This is a genomic window from Methylibium petroleiphilum PM1 (assembly GCF_000015725.1).
Lineage (GTDB): Bacteria > Pseudomonadota > Gammaproteobacteria > Burkholderiales > Burkholderiaceae_C > Methylibium > Methylibium petroleiphilum.
In genome coordinates, this window is sequence record NC_008825.1 from 3,254,122 (window position 1) to 3,274,102 (window position 19,981).

At 69.7% G+C, this 19,981-nt stretch carries 21 protein-coding genes; 6 read left to right on the top strand and 15 right to left on the bottom strand.

Features of this window, described 5'->3' with window-relative positions; translation table 11 throughout:
* Position 1: 1 nt before the first annotated feature.
* From MPE_RS15435 to MPE_RS15445, 3 genes are read right to left on the bottom strand one after another with little or no spacing between them, the layout of a single operon-like run.
* Positions 2-814, bottom strand: coding sequence for a spermine/spermidine synthase domain-containing protein (locus MPE_RS15435; RefSeq protein ID WP_041929718.1), 813 nt, complete (start codon positions 812-814; stop codon positions 2-4).
* Positions 814-1,377 carry a DNA-deoxyinosine glycosylase gene (locus MPE_RS15440; protein WP_083767990.1) on the bottom strand — a complete coding sequence of 188 codons (564 nt, stop codon included), beginning with the start codon at positions 1,375-1,377 and terminating at the stop codon, positions 814-816. The genes MPE_RS15435 and MPE_RS15440 overlap by 1 nt, the downstream gene beginning before the upstream one ends.
* Positions 1,374-2,228 carry a TatD family hydrolase gene (locus MPE_RS15445; RefSeq protein ID WP_011830636.1) on the bottom strand — a complete coding sequence of 285 codons (855 nt, stop codon included), beginning with the start codon at positions 2,226-2,228 and terminating at the stop codon, positions 1,374-1,376. The genes MPE_RS15440 and MPE_RS15445 overlap by 4 nt, the downstream gene beginning before the upstream one ends.
* Positions 2,229-2,385: 157 nt before the next feature.
* Here MPE_RS15445 and MPE_RS15450 point away from each other — a divergent pair, with 157 nt between their 5' ends.
* Positions 2,386-3,042 carry a pyridoxamine 5'-phosphate oxidase family protein gene (locus MPE_RS15450; protein ID WP_011830637.1) on the top strand — a complete coding sequence of 219 codons (657 nt, stop codon included), beginning with the start codon at positions 2,386-2,388 and terminating at the stop codon, positions 3,040-3,042.
* Between the two features lie 4 nt (positions 3,043-3,046).
* Here the strand turns inward: MPE_RS15450 and MPE_RS15455 are convergent, their stop codons facing one another.
* The 12 genes from MPE_RS15455 to flgB all read right to left on the bottom strand — a co-directional run bounded on the left by MPE_RS15455 (position 3,047) and on the right by flgB (position 14,662).
* Entirely contained in the window at positions 3,047-4,258 is a 1,212-nt protein-coding gene (locus MPE_RS15455; protein WP_011830638.1) for an EAL and HDOD domain-containing protein, read from the bottom strand.
* A 21-nt stretch (positions 4,259-4,279) separates the two neighbouring features.
* Entirely contained in the window at positions 4,280-5,476 is a 1,197-nt protein-coding gene (gene flgL, locus MPE_RS15460; RefSeq protein WP_011830639.1) for a flagellar hook-associated protein FlgL, read from the bottom strand.
* 26 nt (positions 5,477-5,502) lie between these two features.
* On the bottom strand, positions 5,503-7,464 hold the full coding sequence (gene flgK, locus MPE_RS15465) for a flagellar hook-associated protein FlgK (protein ID WP_011830640.1): 1,962 nt from the start codon (positions 7,462-7,464) through the stop codon (positions 5,503-5,505).
* Positions 7,465-7,474: 10 nt separating this feature from the next.
* The gene (gene flgJ, locus MPE_RS15470; RefSeq protein WP_011830641.1) at positions 7,475-8,323 is read right to left on the bottom strand and encodes a flagellar assembly peptidoglycan hydrolase FlgJ; all 849 of its coding nucleotides are present in this window, start codon (positions 8,321-8,323) and stop codon (positions 7,475-7,477) included.
* A gap of 1 nt (position 8,324) precedes the next feature.
* Positions 8,325-9,479 (bottom strand): flagellar basal body P-ring protein FlgI, encoded by a 1,155-nt coding sequence (locus tag MPE_RS15475; RefSeq protein WP_011830642.1) that lies wholly within the window; start codon positions 9,477-9,479, stop codon positions 8,325-8,327.
* A 42-nt stretch (positions 9,480-9,521) separates the two neighbouring features.
* A complete protein-coding gene (locus tag MPE_RS15480) occupies positions 9,522-10,196 on the bottom strand; it encodes a flagellar basal body L-ring protein FlgH (RefSeq protein ID WP_011830643.1) in 675 nt (224 codons plus the stop codon).
* 17 nt (positions 10,197-10,213) lie between these two features.
* The gene (gene flgG, locus MPE_RS15485; protein WP_011830644.1) at positions 10,214-10,996 is read right to left on the bottom strand and encodes a flagellar basal-body rod protein FlgG; all 783 of its coding nucleotides are present in this window, start codon (positions 10,994-10,996) and stop codon (positions 10,214-10,216) included.
* 99 nt (positions 10,997-11,095) lie between these two features.
* Positions 11,096-11,824, bottom strand: coding sequence for a flagellar basal-body rod protein FlgF (gene flgF, locus MPE_RS15490; protein ID WP_011830645.1), 729 nt, complete (start codon positions 11,822-11,824; stop codon positions 11,096-11,098).
* Between the two features lie 25 nt (positions 11,825-11,849).
* A complete protein-coding gene (flgE, locus tag MPE_RS15495) occupies positions 11,850-13,112 on the bottom strand; it encodes a flagellar hook protein FlgE (RefSeq protein WP_011830646.1) in 1,263 nt (420 codons plus the stop codon).
* Between the two features lie 37 nt (positions 13,113-13,149).
* The gene (locus MPE_RS15500; RefSeq protein WP_011830647.1) at positions 13,150-13,803 is read right to left on the bottom strand and encodes a flagellar hook assembly protein FlgD; all 654 of its coding nucleotides are present in this window, start codon (positions 13,801-13,803) and stop codon (positions 13,150-13,152) included.
* A 26-nt stretch (positions 13,804-13,829) separates the two neighbouring features.
* Positions 13,830-14,246 carry a flagellar basal body rod protein FlgC gene (gene flgC, locus MPE_RS15505; RefSeq protein WP_011830648.1) on the bottom strand — a complete coding sequence of 139 codons (417 nt, stop codon included), beginning with the start codon at positions 14,244-14,246 and terminating at the stop codon, positions 13,830-13,832.
* 11 nt (positions 14,247-14,257) lie between these two features.
* Positions 14,258-14,662, bottom strand: coding sequence for a flagellar basal body rod protein FlgB (flgB, locus tag MPE_RS15510; protein WP_036230094.1), 405 nt, complete (start codon positions 14,660-14,662; stop codon positions 14,258-14,260).
* Between the two features lie 147 nt (positions 14,663-14,809).
* Between flgB and flgA the strand changes: the two genes are divergently transcribed.
* The 5 genes from flgA to flhA all read left to right on the top strand — a co-directional run bounded on the left by flgA (position 14,810) and on the right by flhA (position 19,954).
* Positions 14,810-15,529, top strand: coding sequence for a flagellar basal body P-ring formation chaperone FlgA (gene flgA, locus MPE_RS15515; protein WP_011830650.1), 720 nt, complete (start codon positions 14,810-14,812; stop codon positions 15,527-15,529).
* 138 nt (positions 15,530-15,667) lie between these two features.
* Positions 15,668-15,976, top strand: coding sequence for a flagellar biosynthesis anti-sigma factor FlgM (gene flgM, locus MPE_RS15520; protein ID WP_011830651.1), 309 nt, complete (start codon positions 15,668-15,670; stop codon positions 15,974-15,976).
* 40 nt (positions 15,977-16,016) lie between these two features.
* On the top strand, positions 16,017-16,409 hold the full coding sequence (locus MPE_RS15525; protein ID WP_011830652.1) for a hypothetical protein: 393 nt from the start codon (positions 16,017-16,019) through the stop codon (positions 16,407-16,409).
* Positions 16,410-16,578: 169 nt separating this feature from the next.
* Positions 16,579-17,742 (top strand): flagellar biosynthesis protein FlhB, encoded by a 1,164-nt coding sequence (gene flhB / locus MPE_RS15530; protein WP_011830653.1) that lies wholly within the window; start codon positions 16,579-16,581, stop codon positions 17,740-17,742.
* 109 nt (positions 17,743-17,851) lie between these two features.
* Positions 17,852-19,954, top strand: coding sequence for a flagellar biosynthesis protein FlhA (flhA, locus tag MPE_RS15535; protein WP_011830654.1), 2,103 nt, complete (start codon positions 17,852-17,854; stop codon positions 19,952-19,954).
* Positions 19,955-19,981: the final 27 nt, after the last annotated feature.

Sequence of the window (19,981 nt, forward strand, 5' to 3'; positions counted from 1 at the left end):
GTCAGGCAGCAGTGGGGAGGCGTTCGGGCAGATTCTGCAAGAGCTTGAGCCATTTGCGGGCCGGCAGGTCGAACTTTGCCTCGATCGCCGCGGCACGGCGTTCGAGTTCTTCACGCCCCGGCCGATCGCTGCCTCGCCAGGCCAGCAGGATGGTGTTGCCCTCGCGGGTCGGCTTGAGCATCAGGATCCGGTCGGCACCGAACACCGCGGCGATGCGCCGCGCGCTGCGATCGAAGCTCACGTCGCGGCCGAACAGGTTGACGCTCATCACCCCACCCTCCGCCAGCAACGCGCGGCAACCGCGGTAGAAGGCCTCGTCGTCCAGCACCGGGGCCGCGGCATCGTGGTCGTAGAGATCGACGCACAGCGCATCGGCCTGGCCGGCGTGCGCCGCATCGGCCGCGTAGGCGCCGGCGTCGGCCTCGATCACTGCCAATCGCGCGTCGTCGGCCGGCAGCTTGAACCACATGCGGCACACGCCGATCACGCTCGGGTTGATCTCGACGGCGGTCGTGCGCCAGCGCAGCTTCTTGTGACAGAAGCGCGTGATGGCCGCCGCCCCCAGGCCCAGCTGCACCGCATGCGGAGGCTCGCCATCGGGGTCCTTCTCGACCGCGGCGCCGTGCAGTCGGTCCGAAAGCAGCATCCACGCCATCATCCGCTGCACGTACTCGAGCTCGATCTTCTGCGGCTTGGCGATGCGCATCGCGCCCTGCACCCAGGGCGTGCCGAGGTGCAGGTAGCGCACGCCATCGAACTCGGACATCGTGGCCGGCGCGAGCGTCGGCGACTTGGGCTTGCGGGAGGTCGCCATCAGGAGGTAGGGATCAGTCCGTGTTGTTCGAAGACCGCCCGCCAGGCCGCGAGCTTGCGCTCGAAAGACCAGCTGGCGTTGGCGGGGCTGGTGGAGGGCAGCCGGTGCACCACCAGCCCGAGCGCGGCGGTGAGGCGCGCCGACCGCGCCGACTCCCCACCGTTGTGGGCCACGGCCTGCCAGTGCGGCGCAAGCCGGCGCAGGCCGGCCAGGTCGTTGGGCCGCGCGTCGCGGATCGCGCTGTCCAGGCTGCCTTCGCGCCGGCAGGTGGCGTACACGTCCCACAGGCCGAGACCGCGCGCGGTGAGCTCCTGCAGCCGCCGCGGGTAGTCGAGCGCGCGCAGGTCCACGCCCCACAGCGCTGACAGCAGCGGCCAGAAGTGGTTGCGGGGATGCGCGTAGTACTGCTGTGCGGCCAGCGAGGCCGCGCCGGGGAAACTGCCCAGCACCACCAGGCGCGTGGCCGGGCCGACGACCGGCGGCAGGCCGGACAGAGGCGGCAGCGTGGCAGCGTCGACCCGCGATCCGGCGGCCAGGGCATCCGGCGCCTGCGGTCGGGTCATGTCGACGCCTCCACGGCATCGAGCGTGGCCAGGCGCGGCAGGGCCGTGCGCGCATTGGTCTGGGTCGCGTGCGCCAGCGCCTCGAGCGTCAGGCCTCGCAGGGCGGCCAACCCGGCGGCGATGCGCGGCAGTTCCGCCGGCTCGTTGCGGCTGCGCTCGCCGGCAGTGCGCTGGGCTGCGGTGCGGTACAGCCACTGTGGCGGGATGTCGGGCGCATCGGTCTCCAGCACGATGGCCTCCAGCGGCAATTCGGTCGCCAGCCGGCGTAGCTGCAGTGCGCGCTCGAAACTCATCGCGCCCCCGAAACCGAGCTTGAAGCCCTGGGCCACGAAGGACTGCGCCTGCTGGGCGCTGCCGTTGAACGCGTGTGCGATGCCACCGACCTCCGGCATGCGGCGCAGGTGCTTGAGCAGGCTGTCGGCCGAGCGGCGCACGTGCAGCAGCACCGGCAAGCCGGCCTCGCGCGCCATCGCGAGCTGCTGCACGTAGAAGTGCTCCTGCTTCGCGCGATCGAGCCCCGGCACGAAGTGATCCAGACCGATCTCGCCGACGGCGACCAGCCGGGGGTCGTCGCGGTGCGCCGCCAGCGCCTCGCGCAGCGCATCGAGCGCCGCGTCGTCGAGCGGGCCGGTGTACATCGGGTGGACGCCGAGCGCATAGGCCAGCCCGTGGCGGTGCGCCAGTTCCCGCACGGTGTCGAAGTCGAACGGCGCGACCGCGGGCAGCACGATCTGCGTCACCCCGGCATGGCGCGCACGCTCGACCACGGCCGTCCGATCGGCATCGAACTCCGGGGCATCGAGGTGGCAGTGGGTGTCGGTCCAGCCGGCGGGCACGGTGGGCGTGGCCATGGCGACATTAGACCGCGGGCCGCGCCACCGCCCCATCGGGCGCCGGCAGGCGCAGCGGTTCTGTGGGTAATCCTGGGCCCGCAACGGACGGGCTCGCCCCTACCCTAGCGCGTTTGCTTGCGTCACACGGCCCGATCGGCCCCAAAGGAGACCCCGGATGAGCGATTTCTATGGCGATGCACAGCGCCAGCTTCAGGACCGGTTCGGCAGCCGCGCGCTGGCGGACCGCCTCACCGAACTGATCATTCACGACGAAGTGCAGGACGACGAGCGCGGCTTCATCGAGAGCCGCGACATGTTCTTCCTCGCCTCGGTCGGCGCCGACGGTCAGCCGTCCTGCTCCTACAAGGGCGGCGCCCCGGGCTTCGTGCGGGTGGTCGACGCCAGGACGCTGGCCTTCCCGAGCTACGACGGCAACGGCATGTTCCTGTCCACCGGCAACATCCGCACCAGCGCGAAGATCGGCCTGCTCTTCATCGATTTCGAGACCCCGCACCGCCTGCGCGTGCACGGCGAGGCCTCGATCGCCGACGACGACCCGCTGAAGGCCCACTACCCGGGGGCAGAGCTGGTGGTGAGGCTGGCGATCTCGTCGATCTTCGTCAACTGCCCGCGCTACATCCACCGGCACCAGAAGATCGCACCGTCGAAGTACGTGCCGCAGGCCGCCTGCGAAGCGCCGCTGGCGCAGTGGAAGCGGATCGACCTGGTGCAGGACGTGCTGCCGGCGCAGGACGTGGCCCGCGTCCCCGCGGCCGGCGGGGTGATCGACTTCGGCAACTACCTGGGCAAGGTGGCCGCCGGAGACGGCTGAACGCTCAGGCGTCCAGCTGCGCCGCTTTCGCCAGCGCGCGCAGCAGGCCGCGGTTGATCTCGGCCGGATCGGTGAACAGGCCGTCGCAGGCCTCGCGGATCGCGTCCAGCGCGTTGCCCTCGACCGCGCGCACCAGCGTGCAGTACGGGGCATAGGGCCCGGACTCGTCGGCCAGTGCCTGGTACACCCGCTCGGGCACCGGGATCGTGCTCAGCAGATCGGAGAACGGCTGCTTGAACATGCGGTCGAGCAACGAGAACACGCCACAGATGAAGAGCTCGTTGCGCATTTCCTCGTCGCCGAGGTTGCGCACCAGCTCCTCCATCAGCATGCCCCGGCGCACGGCGGCGAACATCACCGGCTTGAGGTTGGCGTCCTTGCTGCCGGTGGCCAGCAGCAGTGCCAGCCAGCGCTTGAGCCGGCTGTAGCCCAGCATCATGATGGCGTGGCGAAACGAGCTGATCTCCACGCTCAGCCCGAAGGCCGGCGAATTGATGTAGCGCATCAGCTTGAAGGCCAACGTCGGGTCGCGCCGCAGCGTGTCCTCGAGCTTCTCGATCGGCTCCTGCTGGTCGACCCGGTGGATCAGCTCGACCATCACCTGCAGGTCCGGCGTCGCCGCCTTGGGGTCCTTTTCCTTGCTGACCGACGAGTGCGCGATCGCATCGTCCATCGGCCAGCCGAGCACCGCGACCGCGCCGCGCGCGAACGAGGCCTCCATGTCGACGAGCGTGTTCACGCCCGACTGCACGTAGCCGATGCTGCGCGTGAAGCCGGCGGCCGGTGCCGTCTCGCCGACGCGGCGGTCGTCGGCCAGGTCGACGATCGAGTAGCGGAAACAGGGCAGCACCTCGCGAGGCAGTTCGCGCAGCGGCCGGCCCTTGATGAGCAGGGTGCTGCCACGCGCATGCAGGTCCTGGATGGCCTGGGTGTGCGCCTCGTCGCCGGCCATGAAGGCCGGGATCTCGATCATCACGTTCGGCGTCGGCTGCGCCTGCAGCAGGCCGGTCAGCAGGTTCTCGCTGACGACGTTCAGCGACACCTGGCCGCCGCCCTCGGGCCACACGCCGGCCACCTCCTCGAGCAGGCCGGCCGCGTCGAGTTCGGCGCCGGGCTGCAGCGGGAACACCGTCAGACGGGTCGCGCTGACCGTGCGCTGCCGGTCGATCATCGGGGAGTAGCTCAGCGCCACCTGGCCAAGGAGGGAGTCACTCACGAAAGGGTCTCCGCAGACGAATCACACATTGAGGTATTGGAACAGCGACAGGTTCTGTACCGAAGCATAGGACTTCAGCGCTGCCTCGTAGCCGGTCTGTTGTTTCTGGAACGTGGAAATCGCCTCGACCATGTCGAGATCCTCGGCCTGCGAGCGGTCGGTCTGCGCGGCGAGCTTCTGCCCGCTCAGGCGCTCGGCGGCGCGGTCGATGCGGTTCAGCGTCTCGCCCGCCACGGCGCGCTGCGCCGTCAGCTTGGCGCTGGACGCGTCGATGTCGCGCAGCGCGGTGGCCACCGACTGCGCGATCTGGCCGTTGTTGCGCCCGGGCGTCTCCAGCTCGGTGGCGACGCGGTCGAGCACATCGAAGATGCTGAGCGACGCCGAGGACGGGGTGATGTCGAAGCGGTCGGCGTCGGCCGGCGCGCCGGTCACGGTGAACGACAGGCCGTCGATCTCGATCGCCTGCCCGCTCTGGTAGGGCACGTCGGTCAGTGCGGTCGGGTTGCCGTCACGCAGCACGGTGTAGGTCGTCACGCCGCCGGCCACGGTGAAGCTCAGGCTGTAGGGATCCCCGGTCGCAGCCGACGGATCGATCACGCTGCCGGTGTTGATCCACCCGGTGCCCGCCTGCTGGGTGGCACTGGTCACGAACACGCCGTTGCCGCTGGAGGCCTGCAGCCAGGTGCTGCGGCCGTCCATCGTCAGCGGCAGCGGCTCGGTGGAGGGCGCGCCGGTCTCGCCCGACACGCCGCGGAACTGCACGCCGGTCGGCGTGTCGACGAACGGCGGGTTGCTGGCGCCCTGCCCGGCGAACAGATAGCTGCCGGCGCCGTCGGGGCTGTTGGCGATGGTCAGCAGTTCGGCGCGCATCTGGCGCAGGCTGATCGCGAGGTTGGCGCGCTCGGCGTCGCTGAAGCTGGCGTTGCCGGCCGAGACCACCGAGTCGCGCGCCTGCTGGAGCAGGCCCAGCGCGTCGCCGAGGGTCGATTCGGTCTGGCTCACCGCGTTCATGCTGGCGTCGATGGCCCGCTGCGTCGCGGCGCTGCGCGCCTCGACGGCGAGCGCCCGTTCGGCCCGGGCGGCGGCCGTCGGGTCGTCGCTGGCGCGGTTGACGCGCTTCAGGCTGCTCATCTGCTCCTGGCTGCGGCTCAGCTCCTGGGCCCGGCGCTGCAGGTTGGCGATGGTGGCGTCGTAGGTGCTGGAAGTGCTCACGCGCATGGAGGAATCCTCGTCGTGTCGATCGGTCAACGGGCGGCGACGCTGAGCAGCGTGTCGAACACGCTCTGCGCCACCTGCAGGACCTTGGCAGCGGCCTGGTAGGCCTGCTGGAACTGGATCAGGCGGGCGGCTTCCTCGTCGAGGTTCACGCCGGACACGCCGGCGCGCGCCGCCTCGGCATTGGTCGCGACGGCGGTGGAGATGTTGCTCGACGAGCGTGCGCTCTGCACGCGAACGCCGATGTCGGCCATCGCGCTGGCGTAGGCGCTGGTGATGCTCTCGCCGGCCGACACCACACCACCGGCCAGCAGCTGCTCGCCCACGATGCCGGCGTCGCGCAGGGCCAGCAGCGACAGCGCGTTGCCGTTGTTCGCGGCCGGGAAGGTGGTAGGCGCGACCTGCACAGCGTCGCCGCTGCGCGGTACGCCGGCCAGCGTCAGTTCGAAGCCGTTCAGCGCGATGGTCGACCCCGCGGTCCAGGTGCCGGTGCCGCTGCTGACCACCGCGTTGCCGGCGTCGCGCAGCTCCCAGTTGTAGTTGCCGCTGTCATCGGTGAAGCTGATGTTCGCGGTCTGGGTCGGGTCCAGCGCCGTGCTGGTGACGGTGAGCGAGCCCACCGTGGCGGTGCCGGTGTTGCCGGAGGCCACCGTCGCGACCACCGGCGACGACGCGGCGATGCCGTTGGGGTTGTTGAGCACCCGCGCCATGCCCTGCGCGGCCTGGCTCACCGGCTGCAGCAGGAAGCGGTCGGTCGCGCCCGGCGCCGGCGTGCCGATGGCGAGTGTGAAGCCGTCGACGGTGTCGCCGTCGGCGACGGTGCGCGTCACGCCGTCGCTGAGCCGGGTCAGGAAATACTGCCCCGGCGTGCTGGCGTCGGTGCGGAGTTCGTAGTCGCTGGCCTGCAACTGCTTCGGATCGGCCACGGTGAGCGAGACCGAAGACAGGAAGTTGCCGCCGGCATCGCGCGCATTGGTCGACGCCGGCAGCGCCGCGGGTGCACCGAGCGCGAACATCGGTGCACCGCTGCCCGCCGGCTGCCCCAGGTCCAGGCCGAGCGACTGCTGGCGGTTCACCGCGCCGGCGATCGCACTGGCCAGCTGCCCGATCATCGCCCGTGCGTCGGCCAGATCCTGGTTCTGGAAGGCCAGCAGGCCGGGCAGCTTGCCCGCCACCAGCGAGTCCTCGGGCAGCAGGCGCTCGCCGCCGGCCTCGCTGATCGCCAGGCGCACCTTGGCGGCGTCGTAGGCGTCCGGCACGACCTTGAGCTGCTGGGCATTGCTGCCGAGCACCAGCCGCTGGCCGCCGCCGATGAAGACCCCGAGCGAGCCGTCGTCGGCCTCGATGGTGGTGACCTGCACGTAGCTGCCGATCTCGCTGATCAGCTGGTCGCGCTGGTCGAGCAGGTCGTTCGGCGCATGGCCGCTGCCCTGCGCCGCGGCGATCTGGCGGTTGATGTCGGCCACGCGCTTGGCCAGCGTATTGACCACCGTGACCGAGTTCTTCACGTCCTCGGTCACGCCGCTCTGCAGCGCGTCGAGCTGGCTGTCGGCGGCACGGAACCGCGAGGCCAGTTCCTCGGCGCGCGCCAGCACCACCTGGCGCGCCGAGGCATCCTGCGGGCGGTTGGCCACGTCGACGAAGGCATTCAGCAGGTCGCCCGCGGCATAGCCGAGGCCGGACTCGCCGGTCGGGAACACCTTCTCCAGGCGTTCGAGCTGTTCGAGCCGCGCCGCGTCGCGTGCGGCCTGCGACTTCGACATCGCGGCGTCGCGCGTCAGGAAGGCGTCGCTCGCCCGCGTCACGGTCTGCACGCTCACGCCCTGGCCGAAGAAGCCGGCGCCGGTCGACTGACCGCCGGCCGTGCCGAGCTCGACCTGCTGGCGCGAGTAGCCGGGCGTGTTGGCATTGGCGATGTTGTTGCCGATCGTCTGCAGCGTCGCGTAGTTCGCGAACATCGCGCGCGTTCCGAGGGACATCAGGCCGGCCATGGGCTACTCCTCACGCGGTCAGGGTGCGCTGCAGGCGCAGCGTGGTGTTGATGACGCGACCGAGCTTCGCGGCATAGGCCGGATCGGTGGCGTAGCCGGCGCGCTGCAGGTTCACCGCGAAGCCTTGCGCGGTGCCCCCCTGCTCCACCACCTTGGCGTAGCGCGGGCTGTTCTTGATGAGGCTGGCGTAGTCGCGGAACGCGTCTTCCGGCGTCGCGTAGGCGCGGAACTTCGCCTTCACCTTCTGCGGCTGGCCATTCACGTACTCGGTCGTGGTGACCTCGGTGACGGCGCCCTTCCAGCTGGCGCCGGCCTTGATGCCGAACACATTGTGGCTGCTGCTGCCGTCCGCGTTCTTGATCTCGCGCTGGCCCCAGCCCGATTCGTGCGCGGCCTGGCTCAGGATGAAGGCGGCGGGGATGCCGGTCTCGGCCTCGGCCTGCTCGGCAGCGCTGTTGTGGCGCGCCACGAAGTCCTGTGCCCGCGACGCGCCGGGCAGGCGGTTCCACACCTGCGCGCCCTCGGCAGCGCCGGCCCGCGCCGTGGGCGCGGTGACGGCGGCGACCTTGCCGTTGAGCTGCTGCTCGAGCTGCCGCGCGATCTGGGCGCTCAGCCCGCCGGGCAGGCCGGTGAGCTTCTGCGCGAACTGGGTGTCGAGCAGCTCGGTGCCCATCTGGGTGCCCGAGTTGTCGAGCATGCCGCTGGACATCGTGGCCTGGCGCATGCTCTTCATCAGCTGCTGCATGAACAGCGCCTCGAACTGCTTGGCCGTCTCCTTGATCGCCGCACGCGGGTCGGCGCTCGCGTTCGCCTGCAGCGAGCGCAGCGCGTTGGCGTCGAGGCCGACGGTCGACTTCACGTCAGATCACCTCGAGCTCGGCATTCAGCGCGCCCGCCGCCTTGATGGCCTGCAGGATCGCAAGCAGTTCCTGCGGCGTCGCACCGAGCGAGTTCAGCGCCTTCACGACGTCGGTGAGCTGCGTACCGGCCGGCAACTGGATCAGCGAGCCGGCGTCCTGCTTGATGGCAATGTCGGCGCGCTCGGCCACCACCGTCTGGCCGCTCGACAGCGGGCCCGGCTGGCTGATGACCGGCTGCGAGCTGATCGTGACCGACAGGTTGCCGTGCGCCACCGCGCAGGGGTTGAGCGTGACGGACTGGTTCACCACCACCGAGCCGGTGCGGGCGTTGACGACCACGCGCGCAGCCGGCGCGGCCAGGTCGATCGGCAGGTTCTCGATGTCGGCCAGGAAGGCCACGCGCGCATTCGCGTCGGCCGGCATCAGCACGCGCACCGTGCGGCCGTCCAGCGCCTGGGCGGTGTTCGCGCCCATCTTGGAGTTGATCACGCGCGCCACTTCACGCGCGGTCGAGTAGTCGGCGGCGTTGAGGTCGAGCTGGATCGCATCGCCCTGGGCCAGCGGCGTGGGCACGCCGCGCTCCACGGTGGCGCCGCCGGGCACCCGGCCAGCGTTGAGCGTGTTGACCTGGACCTTGGAGCCGCCGGCCGAGGCGCCGGCGCCGCCGATGATCAGGTTGCCCTGCGCCAGCGCGTAGATCTGGCCGTCGGCACCGCGCAGCGGCGTGACGACGAGCGTGCCGCCGCGCAGGCTCTTGGCATTGCCCATCGACGAGACGTTGATGTCGATCTGCTGGCCTGGCTGCGCGAACGGCGGCAGCGAGGCGGTGACCATCACCGCGGCGACGTTGCGCAACTGCACGCTGGTGCCGGGCGGCACCGTGACGCCCAGCTGCTGCAGCATGGCGTTGAGGCTCTGCGTCGTGAACGGGGTCTGGGTGGTCTGGTCGCCGGTGCCGTCGAGGCCGACGACGAGGCCGTAGCCGATCAACTGGTTGGAGCGCACGCCTTGCACGGCGGCCACTTCCTTCAGGCGCGCGGCCTGGGCATCGACCGGCCACCAGACGGCCGCACTGGCGATGAACAGGCTGAACGCGATCAGCAGGCGCAGCAGCAGGTCGGCGCGCTGTTCAGCAGGGAAGAAGGGGCGGTGCATGGTGGTGGCTTTCCCAGGGGGATGCCACCATTCTGGAAAACTTTAGAGTGGCAGAACGTTCAAAAAGAAGCGTCCCAACCAGCCTATTCCCTGCGCTTCGGCCTGGGCACCGCGGCCGCGCTGCTCGATGCGCACGTTGGCGATCTGCGCCGACGCGACCGAGTTGCCGGGCTGGATCGCCCGCGGGTCGACCTGGCCGGAGAAGCGCAGCACGTCGACATGCTGGTTCACGCCGATCTGCTTCTCGCCGCTGATGACGAGGTGCCCGTTCGGCAGCACGTTGATCACGGTGGCCGTGATGGTGCCGCTGAAGGTGTTGGCGCTGGCCGTCGTGCCCTTGCCCTCGAAGGCCTGCTCGTTGCTGCCGGTGGCCGAGGCGCGCTTGAAGGAGTTGGGCGCGAAGAACGGCAGCGCCGAGATGCTGCCGTTGACCGAGCCGTTCTTGTCGATGCTGCTGGTGGACTGCTGGCTGGCCGCCACCTTCTCGACGATCTGCACCGTGATCGTGTCGCCGACCAGGCGCGCGCGGTGGTCCTCGAACAGCGGCCGGTAGCTGGCACCCTGGAAGATCGCGCCGTTGTTGACCGGCGGTGCCACCACCGCCTGCGGCAGCACCGGCGAGGTGTCGGCGATGTCGACCTTGGGCGCCATCGCCTGGCAGCCGAACAGCAGGACGAGCGGCGCCAGCGCAGCGACACGGCAGAGGGCGAAGGACATGGCGGCGGCTTTCAGGCTCACAGCTGGGCCAGCTTCTGCAGCATCTGGTCCGAGGTCTGGATGGCCTTGGAGTTGAGTTCGTAGGCGCGCTGGGTCTGGATCATCGCGACCAGTTCCTCGACCACGTTGACGTTGCTGCCCTCCACGAAGCCCTGGGCGATCGCGCCCAGGCCGTTGCTGTCCGGTGCGCCGGCGTTCGGCGTGCCCGAGGCCGCGGTCTCGGTGTAGAGGTTCTCGCCGCGCGGCTCCAGGCCGGCCGGGTTCACGAAGCTCGCGAGCTGGATCTGGCCGACCGTCTGCGCGGCGGCCTGGCCGGGCAGCGTGACGCTCACGTTGCCGTCGGCACCGATGGTCACGTTCTGTGCATTGGCCGGGATGGTGATGCCGGGCTGCACGACGTAGCCGTTGTTCGTGACCAGCTGACCCTGCGCACTGACCTGGAAGGCCCCGTCGCGGGTGTAGCCGGTGGTGCCGTCGGGCAGCTGGATCTGGAAGAAGCCCTGGCCCTTGACCGCGAGGTCGAGCGGGTTCGTGCTCTGCTGCAGCGAGCCCTGGCTGAACTGGCGCGAGGTGGCGACGGCGCGCGTGCCCAGGCCGAGCTGCAGGCCGGTGGGCAGCTGCGTCTGCTCGGAGCTGTTGGCGCCGGGCTGGCGGATGGTCTGGTACATCAGGTCCTCGAACACCGCGTGCGAACGCTTGTAGCCGTTCGTCGCGCTGTTGGCGAGGTTGTGCGAGATGTGGTCCAGCTGGGTTTGCTGGGCTTCCATCCCGGTCTTCGAGATCCAAAGGGAACGCATCATGGCGGGGGGCTCCTCATCGACCGATCATGACGGGGATGAAGGCGAGCGAGAGCGGGATAAGCGCCCGGATCGGGCCCCAGTTCCGCCGGGGCCCGGACATCAGCCGTTCATCGACAGCAGCTGGCTGGCGGCCTTCTCGTCGCCCTCGGCCGTCTGCAGCATCTTCATCTGGCTCTCGAACTGGCGCGCCGCAGCGATCATGGCCACCATGTTCTCGATCGGGTTCACGTTGCTGCCTTCGAGCGTGCCTTCGGCCACGCGCGCGTTCGGGTCGACCGGCAGGTCGCCGTCGGCGGCGCGGAACAGGCCGTCATCGCCGCGCTGGAGCGCGGCCTCGGGCGTCACGAGCTTGAGGCGGCCGACCGAGGTGACGCCGCCGTTGGCCTGCTTGACGCTGACGGTGCCGTCGGCGGCGATCTGCGGCGACGAGTTCGCCGGCAGTGCGATCGGGCCGCCATCGCCCAGCACCGTGAGGCCGCCGGAGGTCTTCAGCGTGCCCTCGGCGTCGACCTGCAGCGAGCCCATGCGGGTGTAGGCCTCGGTGCCGTCGAGCCCCTGCACGGCCAGCCAGGCGTTGCCCTGCATCGCCACGTCGAGCGCGCGGCCGGTGGCGGCCATCGGCCCCGGGGTGGGGTCGTAGCCGGTGGTGGTCTCGAGCGAGTAGACGCGCGTGCTGGCGCCGTCGCCGCGCACGGGCACGGCGCGAAAGGCCTGCAGCTCGGCGCGGAAGCCGGTGGTCGAGGCGTTCGCGAGGTTGTTCGCGAGCGTCTCCTGCCGCTGCATCGTCGCCTTCGCGCCCGACATCGACAAGTAGATCATCCGGTCCATCGCGACTCCTCAGTGCCCGCTGCAATCAGCGCAGGTTGACCAACGTCTGCATCATCGAGTCCTGCGTCTTCACGGTCTGCGCGTTGGCCTGGTAGACGCGTTGCGCGGTGATCATGTTGACCAGCTCGCCGGTCAGGTCGATGTTGCTTTCCTCCAGCGCGCCGGACTGCAGCACGCCGAAGTTGCCATCGCCGGCCGCGCCGACCACCGGATCGCCGGAGGTGAAGGTGGTGGCCCAGACGTTGTTGCCCAGCGGCTGCAGGCCCTGCGGGTTGCGGAAGTTGGCGAGCTCGAGCTGGCCGCCCGGCTTGGACTGGCCGTTGCTGTAGCGCGCCATGATCACGCCGTTGGCCTCGATCGAGATGCCCGACAGCTGGCCGGGCGCGTAGCCGGTCTGCGACATGTCGGTCACGCCGAAGCCCGAGCCGTACTGCGTCGCGCTCGTCACGTCGAGTTCGATGCCGGTGATCGGCAGCGTGGTGCCGCCGGCGGCGTTGGTGGTCGCGGGGATGTTGATCGGCACCGCACCGACCGGCGCCGTCGGCGCCGAGCCGTTGGCCGGGAAGGTCATCGTGGTGCTGGGCAGCGCGGCGCCAGTGCCGTCGACGCTGATCGGCGTGCCGTTCGCGGTCACGTACACGTCCCACTGGTCGGCGCCGGACTTCTGGAAGTAGTAGGTCAGCGCCACGTCCTGGCCCTTGGCGTCGTAGACCGTCACCGAGGTGGCGTTGTTGTAGGTGGCCGGATCGTCGAAGTCGATGCCGCCGGTGGCCGGCGTGGTGACGGCCTGGCGCGCGTCGAGGTTCATCTCGATCGCGATGCGGTCGGTCGCGCGCGGCGCGATGCCGGCGGTCGGCAGCTGGATCGCCTGGGCCTGGCCCGGCACGATCACGCCCTGGCCGTCGGCCGGGTAGCCCAGCAACTTGTAGCCCGAGTTGTTGACGATGAACCCCTCGCGATCGATCTTGAACTGGCCGTTGCGTGCGTACATGGTCGGGTTCTTGCCGTCGCTCACCTGGAAGAAGCCTGAGCCGTTGATCGCCAGGTCCATCGGGTTGTCGGTGGTGGTGATGTTGCCCTGCGTGAACTGCTGGGCCACGGTGGCCAGATTGACGCCGATGCCGACCATGTTGGTGCCCGAGCCGTTCAGCGCGTTGGCGTACACGTCGCCGAACTCTGCGCGCGAGCTCTTGGCCCCGAAGGTGGATGCATTGGCGACGTTGTTGCCGATGATCTCGAGGTTCTTGCTGGCGGCGTTCAGACCGGACAGACCTTGCTGGAAGCTCATGGGGAATTCCTCTTCGGTAGGGGGCGGCAGGCGCGGCTCAGGAGATGGCCTTGACCTGGGTGTAGGGGATCGAGCCGCCGAACAGCAGCTCCAGGTTCAGGGTGTCGCCGCTGGTGGAGACGGCCTTCACGAGATCGGTGGTGAGCGGCGTGGCCGTCAGCGTCGTGCTGCCGGCCTTCGCCGTGACGCGGAAGGTCATGCCGTCGGTGCTGGTGCCGGTGGGCGCAGTCCATTCGAAGCCGCTGCGGCCGGCCGAGGCGGCCCCCATGTTGATGGTGTCGACCACCCGGCCGCTCGGCGACAGGATCTCGACCTTCACGCTGTCGGCTGCGTTGGCGAGCTCGAAGCCGCCGGCCGTCGTGCCGTCCTCGCCGAAGTGCAGCTTGCTGCCTGCCATCAGCACGGTGTGGCCCACCAGCCCGGCGCCTTGCAGCACCTGCGAGGACAGCATCTGGCTCGACAGCGACTTCACGGTCTGGTTGAGCGTGCTGATGCCGGTCACCGTGTTGATCTGCGCGATCTGGCTGGTGACCTGCGCGTTGTCCATCGGGTTCATCGGATCCTGGTTCTTCATCTGCGTGACCAGCAGCTTGAGGAAGCGTTCGGAGCCGTCGTCCGTCTTGGTGGTGGTGCTGCCGTTCAGCGCGTCGTACACGCTGGACGAACTGTTGGTGACGGGGGCGGTGGCCATGGCGGATCCTGTTCAGGAAGGAGTCGTTACTGACCCATCTGCAGCGTCTTCAGCAGCAGGGTCTTGGCGGTGTTCATCACTTCGATGTTGTTCTGGTACGAACGCGAGGCCGAGATCATGTTGACCATCTCCTCCACCGCATTGACGTTGCTGTAGGTCACGTAGCCGTCGGCATCGGCCTGCGGATGCTTGGGGTCGAGCACCTTGCGGCCCGGGGCGTTGTCCTCGGTGACCTGCGAGACCTGCACGCCGGCGGCGGTGCCGGCTTCGCCGGGCTGCTGGAAGGGCAGCGTCTGGAACACGACCTGGCGCGCCTTGTAGGCCTTGCCGTCGGGGCCGGCCACGGTGTCGGCGTTGGCCAGGTTGGAGGCGACGACGTTGAGCCGCTGGCTCTGCGCGCTCACCGCGCTGCCGCTCACGTTGAAGATGTTCAACATCGACATGATCGTTCCCCTTACTGGCCGGTGATCGCGCTGAGCATGGTGCGCACGCTGCCGTTGATGAAGCGCAGCGTGGCCTCGTAGTGCACGGCGTTGTCGGCGAAGGCCGCGCGCTCGCGGTCCATGTCGACCGTGTTGCTGTCCAGATTGGTCTGGCTCGGCGTGGCGTACTTCAGTCCGGCTTCGCTGCGCGCACCGGCGGTCGGGCTCAAGTGCCCGGCCTGCGTGGCCGATAGCGCATTGCCGGGCGTTGCGGCGCCCGTGGCCTCGCGCAGCGCGGCACCGAAGTCCATGTCGCGGGCCTGGTAGCCCGGCGTGTCGGCATTGGCGATGTTGCTCGCGATCAGGCGCTGGCGCTCCGACCTCAGCAGCAGCGCCTGGGTCTGGAAGTTCAGCGAGTTCGTGAGTCGGTCCATCATGATGAAGTGCCCGGACGGATGGCCACGCTGGGTGGCAATGGTGGGCATTCTTGGTCGTGACCGTCTGAAACATTAGCGGGAATAGGACCCTCTTCCCCGCTCAATTCCCGGCCCGCCGACGCAGGCCGCCCCCTAAAGTCCTGCTCGATGAAGCCGAACGCCGTCCCTGCCGCCCTCGCCCTGTGCCTGCTCCTGCTGGCCGTCGCGACCGCGTCGCTGCCCGCCCGGGCGCAGGACGCCGCGGCCACCGCCGTGCTGGCCGAACAGGTGCGCAGCCTGGCCCTGAAGAGCTCGCAGCCGGCTGCCGGCCTGCGGGTCGAGGTCGAGGCCGGCGCGCTGGACCCCCGCCTCAAGCTGGCGCCCTGCCAGCAGATCGAACCCTATCTGCCCACCGGCTTCAAGCCGTGGGGCCGCACGCGCGTGGGCCTGCGCTGCCTGCAGGGCGAGAAGAAGTGGAACGTCTACCTGCCGATCACCGTCAGGGTGTACGGCCGCGCGCTGGTCGCCGCCAGCGCGCTGCCGGCCGGTACCGTGCTCACCGCCGCCGACCTGCGCGAAGCCGAGATCGACCTCGCGGCCGATCCGGCCGCCGCCCTCACCGATCCGCAGGAGGCCATCGGCCGCTCGCTGCTGCGCATGGTCAGCGCCGGCGAAGACCTGCGCCAGAACCTGCTGCGCGCCCGCCAGTGGTTCGCCGCTGGCGAGACCGTGCAGCTGGTCGCCGTCGGCCCCGGCTTTTCCGTCCAGAGTGAAGGCCAGGCGATCACGCCGGGCCTCGACGGCAGCCCGGTGCGCGTGCGCACCGAGAGCGGCCGCATCGTCACCGGCCTGCCGGTCGGCGAGCGGCGCGTCGAGTTGCGGCTGTGACCCGCGCCTGAACCCGGAGCTTGCCGTGCCATCGCGTCGCTGTTACAAAAGAATCTCTCAAGTTCGGCGAGCCCTCGTCGATACCGCTGGGATGTTGAACCGTCCGGGGGCTCTGCCCCTGGATTGCAGGAGTCCGTCATGAAGATCGGTCAAACCTCCACGCCCGCCGCCGATGCTGCGATCCTGGCTCGCTCCAATGCCGAAGCCGGCGCCGCAGCGGCCAAGGCCCGCGTCGCTCAGGCCGCAGACGCCGGCACCAGCACGGTGGAGCTCTCCAGCACTGCGACGGCCCTGCTGGCCGGCGCCAGCAGCCCGGAGTTCGACGCTGCCAAGGTGGAGCGCATGAAGCAGGCGATCGCCGACGGCTCCTTCAAGGTGAACGCCGATGTCATCGCCGACAAGCTGATCGCCAATGCGCAGGAAATGCTCGACGCCGTGAAGCGCTGAGCCCGGTCCGCCGATTCCCACCGCCCTTCCCCACGCCCTCATGCAGACCGATCCGAGCTCCACCCAGCTGCGCGCGTCTGCGCCCCAGATCCTCGAGGCCTCGATCGCCGACGTCGAGCAGCGCCTGGCCGCCCTGGCGCAGGCGCTGCTCGAGCGCGACAGCCGCGGCGTCGACACGGCCGCCGTCGAGCTGCAACGCGCCCTGGCCACCGCCCTCGACTGCTTCAGCCGCCACCGCGGCCCGGTGCCGACGGCCCTGCGCCAGCGCCTGGCCCAGGCCAGCGGCCAGGTCGCCTCGCAACGCGACACGCTGGCGCGCGCCACCGCGGCCCTCGACCGCGCGATCGAGGTGCTGATCCCGCGCGAAGCAGCCGTCTACAACGCACGCGGCGCAGCAGCGCTGGCCGCGCACAGCGGGGTGGTGAAGGCCTGAGGCCCGGCGAACCCCAGGCTTCTTCCTCGCGGCGCTCTCAGGAGCGCCGTTCGCATTCCGGGCGGCATTCGGCCCGCGACCGGAAAAGCACGGTCCCTGCCCCGCTTATCTCGCTCAAGTTTTCGCGGCCTCCCGGAAGAATCCTCCTTCAGGACTCTTCCGAGGAACCATGGCCGATCAAGGCGCCCAAGACCGCAACCTGCCCGCGTCAGAACGCAAGCTGAAGAAGGCGCGTGAAGACGGGCAGGTGCCGCGCTCGCGCGACCTCGGTCACTTCGCGGCCGTAGCGGCCGGCATCGCCCTGCTGGCGGCGATGGCCCCCACTGCCACCGGCTGGATGACGCGGCTGCTGCAGAGCGGCCTGCGCTTCGATGCCGGCACCCTCAACGGCACCGCCAGCATGTCCGAGCGCCTGGCCGAACTGGGCGTGCAGTTCGCGTGGGCGATGCTGCCGATCGGGGCGGTGATGGTGCTGGCGGCGCTGGCGAGCAGCCTCACGGTCGGCGGCTGGAACTTCACGCTCAAGGCGATCGAGCCCAAGTTCAGCAAGCTCAACCCCCTGACCGGTCTCCCGCGCATGCTGTCGGCCGACCGCCTGGTGGACACCGTGCGCAGCTGCGTGCTGGCGCTGGTGATCGGGCTGGTCGGTGCCTTCTATCTGTCGCAGAACGTCTTCCAGTTCACCAGCACGCTGACGCTGCCGCTGCCCACTGCGCTGGCCCAGGCCGGCAACGACGTGCTCTACGGGCTGATGTTCCTGCTGCTCGCGCTGGCCGTGTTCGCCCTGATCGATGTGCCACTGCAGCGCTTCCAGCACGCCAAGCGGCTGAAGATGAGCCACCAGGAAATGAAGCAGGAGCACAAGGAGAACGAGGGCAACGTCGAGGTCAAGGCCAAGGTCAAGGCGCGCATGCGCGAGATGGCCAACCGCCGCATGCTCGCCGCCGTGCCCAAGGCCGACCTGGTGGTGATGAACCCGACCCACTATGCGGTCGCGCTGAAGTACGAGGAAGGCCGGGGCGGTGCCCCGCGCGTGGTCGCCAAGGGCGCCGACCTGATGGCGATGCGCATCCGCGACCTCGCCAAGGATTCCAAGGTGCCGGTACTGCAGGCCCCAGTGCTGGCGCGTGCCCTGTACGCGCACGCCGAGCTCGACCGCGAGATTCCGATCGCGCTCTACACCGCGGTGGCCCAGGTGCTGGCCTATGTGTACCAGCTGCGCGCCGCGCTGGCCGGCAAGGCACCGCTGCCGGGCGAACTGCCCGAGCTGCCGGTGCCCGCCGAGCTCGACCCGCACAACAAACCGTCTTCCGATGCCGGAGCCCTCGCATGAAGTCACTGACACCCATCGGAGCTGAGCGGGCCGAGCGCCGGGCCGCTCCCAAGCCGGCCCGCACCCCCACGGGGGGGCGAACGGCGTACTCGCCGGTCGGGGGGCGGTCATGAACCCGATGCTCTCCCAAGTCCAGGCCTGGCTGGGTCCCAACGCCCGCATGATCCGCAGCCTGGCAGTGCCGCTGCTGGTGCTGATGGTGCTGGCGATGATGGTGCTGCCGCTGCCGCCGCTGGCGCTGGACCTGCTGTTCACCTTCAACATCGCGATCGCGCTGATGGTGATGATGGTGTCGGCCTACATGGTCAAGCCGCTGGACTTCTCGGCCTTCCCGGCGGTGATCCTGCTGACCACGCTGCTGCGGCTGTCGCTGAACGTGGCCTCGTCGCGCGTGGTGCTGATGGAAGGCCACACCGGCCCGGGCGCCGCCGGCGCGGTGATCGAGAGCTTCGGCCACTTCCTGATCGGCGGCAACTTCGCGGTCGGCATCATCGTGTTCGCGATCCTGGTGGTCATCAACTTCATCGTGGTGACCAAGGGCGCCGAGCGCATCGCCGAGGTCGGCGCGCGCTTCACCCTGGACGCGATGCCCGGCAAGCAAATGGCGATCGACGCCGACCTGAACGCCGGCCTGATCGACGAGAAGGAGGCCAAGCGCCGTCGCGCCGAGGTGGGCAACGAGGCGGAGTTCTTCGGCTCCATGGACGGTGCCAGCAAGTTCGTGCGCGGCGACGCGATCGCCGGCATGCTGATCCTGTTCATCAACATCGTGGGCGGCTTCATCATCGGCGTGGTCCAGCACGACCTCAGCGCCGGCAAGGCCGCCGACAGCTACATCCTGCTGGCCATCGGCGACGCGCTGGTGGCGCAGATCCCGGCCCTGCTGATCTCGGTGGCGGCCGCCATGGTGGTGTCGCGCGTCGGCAAGGAGCAGGACGTCGGCGAACAGATCATGGGCCAGATGTTCAAGACGCCCAAGTCGGTGGGCATCGTTGCCGGCGTGATCGGGCTGCTGGGCGTGATCCCGGGCATGCCGCACTTCGTGTTCCTGCTGATCGCGAGCGCGCTCGGCTACGTCGCATGGCTGATGCACCAGCGCGAGCAGCGCGCCAAGCTGGCGCCCCCCAGGCCGGCCGCCGCGGCCGGCCCGGCCCCCGACGCCGAGGCCAGCTGGGACGACCTGCAGCCGGTCGACACGCTGGGCCTGGAAGTGGGCTACCGCCTCATCGCGCTGGTGGACAAGGAACGCCAGGGCGACCTGATGACGCGCATCAAGGGCGTGCGCCGCAAGTTCGCGCAGGACGTGGGCTTCCTGCCGCCGTCGGTGCACATCCGCGACAACCTCGAGCTGCGCCCCAGCATGTACCGGCTCACGCTGCGCGGCGCCGTGATCGGCGAGGGCGAAGCCTTCCCCGGCATGCTGATGGCCATCAACCCCGGCCACGCCAGCACGCCGTTGATCGGTACCACCACCACCGACCCGGCCTTCGGCCTGCCCGCCACGTGGATCGAGGAGCGCCAGCGCGAAGCGGCGCAAATGGCCGGCTATACGGTCGTTGATTGCTCGACCGTGGTGGCGACCCACCTCTCACACTTGATGCAAGTGAATGCAGCGCGCCTGCTGGGCCGCGTGGAAACGCAGCAGCTGGTCGAGCATGTGACGAAGTTGGCACCCAAACTCATCGAAGACGTGGTCCCGAAGATGGTCCCCATCGCCGCCCTCCAGAAACTGCTCCAGCTGCTGCTGGAGGAAGGCGTGCACATCCGCGACATGCGCTCGGTGGTGGAAGCGCTGGCCGAGCACGTCGGCGCCAACCCCAACCTCGCCAACGACCCGCAGGAGCTGTCGCGCCGTATCCGCGTGGCACTGGCGCCTGCGATCGTGCAGCAGATCTACGGCCCGGTGCGCGAGCTCGAGGTGATCGCCATCGAGCCCGACCTCGAGCGCCTGCTGTCGCAGGCCCTGACCTCGCAGAACGGCCCGGTGCTGGACCCCAGCATGGCCGACATCCTGACCCGTTCCGCCGCCGACTCCGCCAAGCGCCAGGAGGACCTGGGCCACCCGGCCTGCCTGCTGGTGCCCGATGCGATCCGCGTGCCCATCGCCCGTTTGCTCAAGCGCGCCGCGCCGCGGCTGCGTGTGCTCTCGCACAGCGAGATCCCAGACACCCATTCGATCCGCATCGGCTCGATCATCGGCGCCGCCGCTTGATCCGCCCCCCTGACAGACCCCGACCCA